The sequence below is a fragment of the Candidatus Frankia nodulisporulans genome, assembly GCF_902806475.1.
GTDB classification, from domain to species: domain Bacteria; phylum Actinomycetota; class Actinomycetes; order Frankiales; family Frankiaceae; genus Frankia; species Frankia umida.
Genome location: NZ_CADCWS010000021.1, coordinates 23431 through 32149, shown reverse-complemented (window position 1 = coordinate 32149; position 8719 = coordinate 23431). Strand labels below are relative to the sequence as shown.

General features: G+C 71.3%; 9 protein-coding genes. 7 read left to right on the top strand and 2 right to left on the bottom strand.

The annotated features are described in order from the left end of the window. The 3 genes from G6R24_RS04305 to G6R24_RS04295 form a co-directional block, all read left to right on the top strand. The coding region (locus tag G6R24_RS04305) for a ComEC/Rec2 family competence protein (RefSeq protein WP_163547864.1) at positions 1-934 on the top strand (934 nt) is incomplete at its 5' end. Positions 935-946: 12 nt separating this feature from the next. Continuing rightward, positions 947-1960 carry a DNA polymerase III subunit delta gene (holA, locus tag G6R24_RS04300; protein WP_163547863.1) on the top strand — a complete coding sequence of 338 codons (1014 nt, stop codon included), beginning with the start codon at positions 947-949 and terminating at the stop codon, positions 1958-1960. 2 nt (positions 1961-1962) lie between these two features. Then, a complete protein-coding gene (locus tag G6R24_RS04295) occupies positions 1963-2232 on the top strand; it encodes a hypothetical protein (protein ID WP_163547843.1) in 270 nt (89 codons plus the stop codon). Between the two features lie 10 nt (positions 2233-2242). Here the strand turns inward: G6R24_RS04295 and rpsT are convergent, their stop codons facing one another. Next, a complete protein-coding gene (gene rpsT / locus G6R24_RS04290; RefSeq protein ID WP_163547862.1) occupies positions 2243-2512 on the bottom strand; it encodes a 30S ribosomal protein S20 in 270 nt (89 codons plus the stop codon). Between the two features lie 257 nt (positions 2513-2769). On the opposite strand from rpsT, the gene lepA reads away from it, so the two are divergent. After that, complete coding sequence (gene lepA, locus G6R24_RS04285; RefSeq protein WP_276511370.1) at positions 2770-4620, top strand: translation elongation factor 4; 1851 nt, start codon at positions 2770-2772, stop codon at positions 4618-4620. Positions 4621-4684: 64 nt separating this feature from the next. Here lepA and G6R24_RS04280 read toward each other — a convergent pair whose 3' ends face one another. Next, complete coding sequence (locus tag G6R24_RS04280) at positions 4685-4882, bottom strand: hypothetical protein (RefSeq protein ID WP_225438104.1); 198 nt, start codon at positions 4880-4882, stop codon at positions 4685-4687. 222 nt (positions 4883-5104) lie between these two features. Between G6R24_RS04280 and hemW the strand changes: the two genes are divergently transcribed. The 3 genes from hemW (at position 5105) to dnaJ (ending at position 8694) form a co-directional block, all read left to right on the top strand. Next, a complete protein-coding gene (gene hemW / locus G6R24_RS04275; protein ID WP_163547861.1) occupies positions 5105-6340 on the top strand; it encodes a radical SAM family heme chaperone HemW in 1236 nt (411 codons plus the stop codon). A 195-nt stretch (positions 6341-6535) separates the two neighbouring features. Next, positions 6536-7555, top strand: coding sequence for a heat-inducible transcriptional repressor HrcA (gene hrcA, locus G6R24_RS04270; protein ID WP_163547860.1), 1020 nt, complete (start codon positions 6536-6538; stop codon positions 7553-7555). Next, the gene (gene dnaJ / locus G6R24_RS04265; protein ID WP_163547859.1) at positions 7555-8694 is read left to right on the top strand and encodes a molecular chaperone DnaJ; all 1140 of its coding nucleotides are present in this window, start codon (positions 7555-7557) and stop codon (positions 8692-8694) included. Before hrcA ends, dnaJ begins: the two co-directional genes overlap by 1 nt. Positions 8695-8719 lie beyond the last annotated feature (25 nt).

Below are 8719 nucleotides of genomic sequence, written 5' to 3'. Positions count from 1 at the left end.
GCTCGTCGTCGCCGTGGCCGCGCTGGCCCTGCTGCGTCGTCGGGGCGCCCGCCGGATCGTGGCCGCGGCACTGGCGGGGCTGCTGGCGGCCCGGTGCACGGTGATCGAGCGCGTCGCGGCCTGGCCGCCGCCGGACTGGCAGGTGGTGGCCTGCGAGGTCGGGCAGGGCGACGCGCTGGTCCTGCGGACCGGGCCGGGGCAGGCGGTCCTGGTCGACGCCGGGCCCGACCCGGCCCGGCTGACCCGCTGCCTGGACGACCTCGGCGTACGGGAACTACCGGCGATCATCCTCAGTCACCTGCACGCCGATCATGTGAACGGTCTGCCCGGGGTGCTGGGCGGACGGCGGGTGGGTGAGGTGCTCGTCGGGGAGTTGCGGGAACCGGCCGGCCAGTGGCGGCTGGTGCGCCGGTGGGCGGGTCAGGCCGCCGTGCCCGTTCGCACCATCACGGCCGACAGCCAGGGCCACGTCGGCGCCCTGCGCTGGACGGTGCTCGCCCCGCGCACGCTGCTGCACGGTACGGACAGCGACGCCAACAACGACAGCCTGGTCATCCTCGCGCGGGTCCACGGCGTGCGGGTGCTGCTCACCGGTGATGTCGAGGCCGTCGGCCAACAGGCGGCGCTGGGGGCGCCGGGCGCGGCGGCGGCCCTGCGCGCCGACGTGCTCAAGGTGGCGCACCACGGCTCCGCCGACCAGGACCCGGATTTCCTACGGGCCGTGCGGGCCCGCTACGCCCTGATCAGCGTGGGCGTGGGCAACGACTACGGCCATCCCGCGGCCGCCACCCTGCGGGCACTGCGCGCCGCCGGAGCCGCCGTCGGTCGCACCGACCGCGATGGCGCACTGGCCGTCACGGCACCCGCCGGCTCGGACGGGGGACCCTCGGTGGCGGCCTCGGTGGTGCGCCGCGGCCCGCGGGACGGACCGTGACATGCTGGCCGCGTGACCCCCGCAGCCGGCTCCGCGGACGCCGCCACGTCGGCGTCCCTCGTCCTCGTCCAGGGCGATGAGGATCTCCTGGTCGGGCGGGCGGTGCGAACCGTGGTCGACGCCGCGCGGGCGCGGGACCCCGAGGTGGAGATCGTCGACCGGGCTGCGGGGGAGCTGACCGAGGCGGATCTGGTCGACCTGAGCGCCACGTCGATGTTCGGCGGTGGCCGGGTGGTGGTGGTCCGCGGCGGGCAGGACCTCGGCGACGAACTGCGCGACGCCCTGCTCGTCCACATCGGCCGGATGCCGTCCGACGTCGTGCTCGTCCTGGTGCACTCGGGCGGGGTACGCAACCGCAAACTGGCCGACGCGATGAAGGCCGCCGGTGCGCGGGTCATGCCCGCGGCGAAGATCACCCGGCCGCGGGATCGGCATGACTTCGTGGTCGCGGAGGTACGCCGGCTCGGCGGGCGGATCAGTGAGGGCGCCGCCCGGGCTCTGCTCGACGCCGTCGGCGGTGACCTGCGTGAACTGGCCGCGGTGTGCGACCAGTTGGTGGCCGACACCGAGGGTGGCCTGCTCGACGAGGTCGCGGTGGCCCGCTTCCACCGGGGTCGGGCGGAGGCGTCCGGCTTCGCGGTCGCCGACGCGATCATCGGTGGTGACCTGCCGCGGGCGCTGACACTGCTGCGTCAGGCGATGGAGGGCGGGACCGCGCCGGTGCTGATCTCAAGCGCGATCACCGGCGGACTGCGGGAACTCGCTCGGGTCTCCGCCGCCGGCGGGGGTAACAAGGCAGACCTCGCCCGGGTGCTGAAGATGCCGGACTGGAAGGTCGAGAAGGTGGCCCGGGCCGCCCGGGCTTGGTCCGATCCGGGGCTCGGGCACGCCCTGCGCGCGGCCGCACGGGCCGATGCCGGCGTCAAGGGGGCGTCCGTCGACGCGGGCTACGCCCTGGAGAAGCTGCTGCGTGAGGTGGCCGTGGCCCGCGCGCACGCGCGGGACCGATCCCACCGAGGAGGGTGAGAATGACGGAGCTGCGGGTGCTGCCGGCCGGCTGGGCCCGGGGCACACTGGTCACGATCACCGGGCTGCTGACCGTGGTCGTCGCACTCGGGGATCTGGCCAGCGCCTGGGTCGTACTGGTGCTGCCCATGGCCGGCGCCGCTGTCGTCGGCTACCACGAGGTACTCGAACGGCTGGTGCGCCCGCGGCCGCCGACGGTGGGCGCGGGTGACGATGGTGCGGGTGCGACCGGGTACGCAGAAAAGCCGGGGGCCGACGGCACCCCGGCCTGACCGGACGACGTCAGCTGGCGGTCAGCTTCGCGTGGGCGCGGGCCAGCGCCGACTTGCGGTTCGCGGCCTGGTTGAGGTGGATGACACCCTTGCTCGCGGCCTTGTCGAGCTTGCGGTTGGCGGCACGCAGCGTGGTCTCGGCACGCTCGACGTCGCCGGCGTCCACAGCCTCACGGAAGCGCCGGACGTGCGTCTTGAGCTCGGACTTGACCGCCTTGTTGCGCAGCCGCCGCTTCTCGTTGGTGAGGTTGCGCTTGATCTGCGACTTGATGTTGGCCACGCGGAGGAACCTCTGAATGTCGAGTCGGGATGGTGCCCGGCCGCGAGGGTGCCCGGCCGGGATCGTGCGGAAGTCATCGTACGGCCACCGGCCGCGTGCGCAGATTATCAAACCGGATGTCGCCCGGTGCGCGGCGGCGTCGGCTCCTGGCACGATGCAGGTCGCCGGCTCCTGGCACGATGAACAGTGAGGCCGTCCAGAATCCCGGCACGGGAGGCGCTCCCGTGACCCTCGCGAGCGAAACGAGAACCTTCCGCGTGTCCGCAGCCCCGCACCTGTCACCCGGCGCCGATCCGGCGATGATTCGCAACTTCTGCATCATCGCGCACATCGACCATGGCAAGTCGACCCTTGCCGACCGCATGCTCGGTGTGACCGGCGTCGTGGATGCGCGCAACATGCGTGCGCAGTACCTCGACCGGATGGACATCGAGCGTGAGCGCGGAATCACGATCAAGGCGCAGAACGTGCGGCTGCCCTGGCGGGCCGACGACGACCGTGACTACATCCTGCATCTCATCGACACGCCCGGGCATGTGGACTTCAGCTACGAGGTCAGCCGCTCGCTCGCCGCCTGCGAGGGTGCGGTGCTGCTGGTCGACGCGGCGCAGGGCATCGAGGCGCAGACGCTGGCCAACCTGTACCTGGCGATCGAGAACGATCTGACGATCATCCCGGTGCTGAACAAGATCGACCTGCCGGCGGCGCAGCCGGAGAAGGTCGGTGCCGAGATCGCGGCCATCATCGGCTGCGACCCGGACGACGTGCTGCGGGTCTCGGGCAAGACCGGCCAAGGCGTCCCCGAACTGCTCAACGAGATCGTCCGCCAGATCCCGGCCCCGGTCGGCGACCCGGACGGCCCGGCCCGAGCGATGATCTTCGACAGCGTGTACGACATCTACCGTGGAGTGATCACCTACGTCCGGGTGATGGACGGGACCCTGACCACCCGGGACCGCTGCCTGATGATGTCGACGGGCGCGAGCCACGAGACGCTCGAGGTCGGCGTGATCTCCCCGGACCCGCACCCCACCGGGTCGCTGTCGGTCGGTGAGGTCGGGTACGTCATCCCGGGGGTGAAGGACGTCCGCCAGGCCCGCGTCGGCGACACGATCACCACCTCCCGTCGGCCGGCCACGCAGATGCTCGGCGGCTACCGGGACCCGCTGCCGATGGTCTACTCGGGGCTGTATCCCATCGACGGCAGCGAGTACCCGGCGCTGCGGGAGGCCCTCGACAAGCTGCAGCTCAACGACGCCGCCCTGACCTACGAGCCGGAGACGTCCGCGGCTCTGGGCTTCGGTTTCCGCTGCGGTTTCCTCGGCCTGCTGCACCTGGAGATCGTCCGGGAGCGGCTGGAGCGCGAGTTCAACCTCACGCTCATCTCCACCGCGCCGAACGTCGTCTACCGGGTGGTGATGGAGGACCGCTCCGAGCTGACCGTCACCAACCCGAGCGACTGGCCCGGTGGCAAGATCGCCGAGGTGTACGAGCCGATCGTGCAGGCGATGCTGCTGCTGCCGACCGACTTCGTCGGCGCGGTCATGGAGCTGTGCCAGGGCCGGCGCGGCGTGCTGGGCGGGATGGACTACCTGTCCGCCGACCGGGTGGAGCTGAAGTACACGCTGCCGCTCGGCGAGATCATCTTCGACTTCTTCGACTCGTTGAAGTCGCGGACCCGCGGGTACGCGAGCCTGGACTACGAGCCGGCCGGAGAGCAGCTCGCGGATCTGGTCAAGGTGGACATTCTGCTGCAGGGGGAGGCGGTTGACGCCTTCTCCGCGATCGTGCATCGCGAGAAGGCCTACGCCTACGGCGTGTCGATGACCTCCCGGCTGCGCGAACTCATCCCACGTCAACAGTTCGAGGTGCCGATCCAGGCGGCGATCGGCAGCCGGATCATCGCCCGGGAGAACATCCGGGCGATCCGCAAGGATGTGTTGGCCAAGTGCTACGGCGGTGACATCACCCGCAAACGCAAACTGCTGGAGAAGCAGAAGGAGGGCAAGAAGCGGATGAAGACCATCGGACGGGTCGAGGTGCCGCAGGAGGCCTTCATCGCGGCGCTGTCCACCGATGCGGGAAAGGCCAGCCCCACCGGCAAGTAGCGGCGCGGCCGCGGGGACTTTCGGTGGACGGTGCCGGGTGCGGCGCCGTCCACCCGCCCGCGGATCACCCGGCGGGCAGTGGCGCGGCGCGCAGGGGAATCGGTTCGGTCACCGGCTCGACGAACGGGTGCGCCGGCGCCGGGACGAGCGGGACGTGGGGTTGGCCCATGACGCTCGCGGCGGCGCTGGAGCGATACACGGTGGTGCGGGGTGGGAGCAGCGCGGAGATCTCCGACAGCACAGGCCTGGTGTCCTCGTCCATGACTGGATCTTTTCGTATCGGGTGCCACTGATCCACGACTCGCCGCCCATAATCCTCCGTTCTGCCCACAACAACGGCAAAACGTGACCCCCCGCCGAGCGTGCGCGGGCGCGCGTTCCGGGGTATCCGCGCGTGGTCCCCCCGTAGCTCTCCCGGGCGGTCCGGCACATCGGACGAACATTGCGTTGCCGTAAACCCACCTGTCGGGGGCACACTGGGGGCATGCCACAAAAGCCTCCCGACGGGGCAGCTCCCCCCGACGACGGCGTGCTGCCCGCGGCCGCGCTGACCGAACTGGCCGAGCGTCCGTTCGGGGTCTACATACACGTGCCGTACTGCGCGGCCCGCTGCGGCTATTGTGACTTCAACACCTACACGGCGGCCGATCTCGGCGGCGCCCTGGTCTCGTCGGTGGGTCTGACGACCTTCGTCGACATCGCCGGTGCCGAGATCCGCCTGGCCCGCCGGGTGCTGGGTGAGGTCGGGCGCCCGGTTTCGACGATCTTCCTGGGTGGCGGCACGCCCACGCTGCTGTCACCCGCTGATCTCGCCCGCCTGCCGCGGCTGATCGCCGACGAGTTCGGGCTCGCCGCGGACGCGGAGGTCACCACCGAGGCGAACCCGGAGTCCGTCGATCCCGCCCAGCTCGAGCAGCTGCGGGCCGCCGGCTACACCCGGATCTCGTTCGGCATGCAGAGTGATCGTCCGCATGTGCTCGCCGCGCTCGACTGCCGGCACACCCCGGGTCGGGTGTCCGAGGTGATGCGGTGGGCCCGCAAGGCCGGTTTCGAGCAGGTCAGCCTCGACCTGATCTACGGTGCGCCGGGGGAGTCGGACGCCGACTGGCTGGCCAGCCTGCGGGCCGCCGTCGACCTCGGCCCGGATCATGTCAGCGCCTACGCGCTCACCGTCGAGGACGGCACGAAGCTCGCCCGCCGGGTGCGCCGCGGTGAACTGCTCGAACCCGACGACGACCTGCTCGCCGACCGGTACGTGCTGGCCGACGAGGTGCTCGGCGCGGCCGGCCTGGCCAACTACGAGGTCAGCAACTGGGCGCGTGACCCCGCCGCCCGCTGCCAGCACAACCTCGGCTACTGGCGTGGGGACAACTGGTGGGGGTTCGGCCCCGGCGCCCACAGCCACGTCGGCGGCGTGCGCTGGTGGAACGTGCGCCATCCGGCGGAGTACGCGGCCCGGCTCGGCGCGGGGCGCAGTCCGGCGGCCGCCCGCGAGGAGCTTGACCCCGACACCCGACGGGTCGAGCGGATCATGCTCGGTGTGCGTCTCGCCGAGGGACTCGCCTTCGACGAGCTGGACGAGCCTGGCCGGGCCGCGGCGCGGGACCTGGCCCGCTCGGGTCTGGTCGAACCCGGCGGGCTGGAGTCGGATGTCGTGCGTCTTACCCGCCGTGGCCGGCTGCTCACCGACACGGTGGTACGCGCCCTGCTCGCCGACTGAGCCGTCCCGCCACATCCGGCGGGAACCTTGCCAGGAACCTCGTCGGTCTGTTGTGTGACGGCTTATGTTGGGTGCCTCGAGTCGGGGCGGCGGGCTACACTTGGCACTCGCAGTAGTCGAGTGCCAGGCCGGGTACCGGTCGGTGCAGGTCCGGCCAACCGGTCACGTCACGCCTGCCGAAGGGGGTGCGACCGCGTGCTGGAGGATCGGCGTCTGGAAGTCCTTCGTGCCATTGTGGAGGACTTCGTCCTGAGCAATGAGCCGGTGGGTTCCAAGGCGCTGGCGGAGCGGCACGGCCTCGGTGTCTCGCCCGCCACCGTGCGCAACGACATGTCCGCGTTGGAGGAAGAGGGCTACATCACGCAGCCCCACACCAGCGCCGGGCGGATTCCCACCGACAAGGGCTACCGACTGTTCGTCGACCGGCTCTCCGGCGTCAAGCCGTTGTCGCGGGCCGAACGGCGGGCGATCCAGAGCTTCCTGGAGGGCGCGGTCGACCTCGACGACGTGGTCAACCGCTCGGTGCGGCTGCTCGCCCAGCTCACCCGGCAGGTCGCCGTCGTGCAGTACCCGACGATGTCCAGCAGCAGCCTGCGCCACATCGAGGTCGTGCTGCTCAGCCCACGGCGGCTGCTCATGGTGATCATCACGGACACGGGTCGGGTCGGGCAGCGGATCATCGAGAGCCTGACTCCGGTGGACGAGGAGATCGTCGGCGAGCTGCGCCACACGCTCAACTGCGCGCTCGCCGGGCAGCGCCTGACCGATGCCCCCGAGGCCGTCTCGGTCCTGCCGGACCTGACCCGACCCGAGCTGCGGCCGTGTGTCGCGACGATGGCCGGGGCGGTGCTGGAGACCCTGGTGGAGCCGCAGGAGGAGCGGATCGCCATGGCCGGCACGGCCAACCTCACCCGCGCCACCGTCGACTTCGCCGACTCGCTGCGCTCGATCCTCGAGGCGCTCGAGGAACAGGTCGTGTTGATGAAGCTCATCGGGTCGGCGCGGGAGACCGGTACTGTAACAGTACGCATTGGCCGAGAAACGGACGTAGACGCCCTGCGGTCGACGGCGGTCGTGGCCACCGGCTACGGTCGTGGACCTTTCGCGCTGGGCGGCATGGGCGTGGTCGGGCCGATGCGGATGGACTATCCGTGGACGATGGCGACCGTGCGGGCCGTCGCCAAATACGTGGGTGAACTCTTGGGTGCAGACTGATGGCCGTGGACTACTACGCTGTTCTCGGCGTGCGTCGAGACGCGTCGAACGACGAGATCAAGCGGGCCTACCGCAAACTGGCCAGGGAACTGCATCCCGACGTCAACCCCGACCAGGAGGCGCAGCAGCGTTTCCGGAGCGTGACCGCCGCCTACGAGGTGCTGTCCGACCCGGAGAAGCGGCAGATCGTCGACCTCGGGGGTGACCCGCTGGCCCCCGGCGGGGGCGGCGGTGCCTCGCCGTTCGGCGCCGGTTTCGGTGGCCTCGGCGACATCATGGACGCGTTCTTCGGTGGTGGTTCCAGCCGTGGCCCGCGTTCGCGGGTGCGCCGCGGCAACGACGCGCTGCTGCGCATCGAACTCGACCTCGCCGAGACGGCCTTCGGTGCCACCCGCGAGATCACCGTCGACACCGCCTCGGTCTGCACGACCTGCACCGGTGCCGGCGCGATGCCGGGCACCCACCCGTCCACCTGCTCCACCTGCGCCGGTCGCGGCGAGGTCCAGCAGGTCACCCGCTCCTTCCTCGGGCAGATGGTCACCTCGCGTCCGTGCCCGCGCTGTTCGGGTACCGGCACGTTGATCGAGCACCCGTGTCGGGACTGCGGCGGTGACGGCCGGGTCCGTAAGCGCCGCACCCTCACCGTCAAGATCCCCTCCGGGGTGGAGGACGGGATGCGCATCCGGCTCTCCGGGGAGGGCGAGGTCGGCCCGGGCGGTGGGCCCTCCGGTGACCTGTACGTCGAGGTGTCCGAGCGGCAGCACGCGGTGTTCACCCGGGAGGGCGACGACCTGCACTGCGAGCTCCCCCTGCCGATGACCTCGGCGGCGCTGGGCACGTCCGCCACCTTGGAGACGCTCGACGGCACCGAGACGATCGCCCTCAAGCCCGGCACCCAGCCGGGCGAGGTCATCCGCCTCGCCGGCCGTGGGGTGCCGCACCTGCGCGCCGCCGGCCGTGGTCACCTGCACATCCACATCAACGTGGAGACGCCGACGAAGCTCGACGCCGAGCAGGAGCGGTTGCTGCGCGAGCTCGCCAAGCTGCGCGACGAGGAAGCCCCGGTGATCGTCGGCGGGGCGACCGGTGGTGGCGCCAGCGGGCTGTTCCGCCGCCGAGGTTCACGGCGCGGGCGCTGAGGACCGAGGACCCCCGCTGACCAAC

Excerpts from the sequence above, each read along its gene's own strand:
- G6R24_RS04295 (WP_163547843.1), top strand. The coding sequence starts at position 1,963 with ATGACGGAGCTGCGGGTGCTGCCGGCCGGCTGGGCCCGGGGCACACTG.
- G6R24_RS04280 (WP_225438104.1), bottom strand. The coding sequence starts at position 4,882 with ATGGACGAGGACACCAGGCCTGTGCTGTCGGAGATCTCCGCGCTGCTC.
- hemW (WP_163547861.1), top strand. The coding sequence starts at position 5,105 with ATGCCACAAAAGCCTCCCGACGGGGCAGCTCCCCCCGACGACGGCGTG.
- dnaJ (WP_163547859.1), top strand. The coding sequence starts at position 7,555 with ATGGCCGTGGACTACTACGCTGTTCTCGGCGTGCGTCGAGACGCGTCG.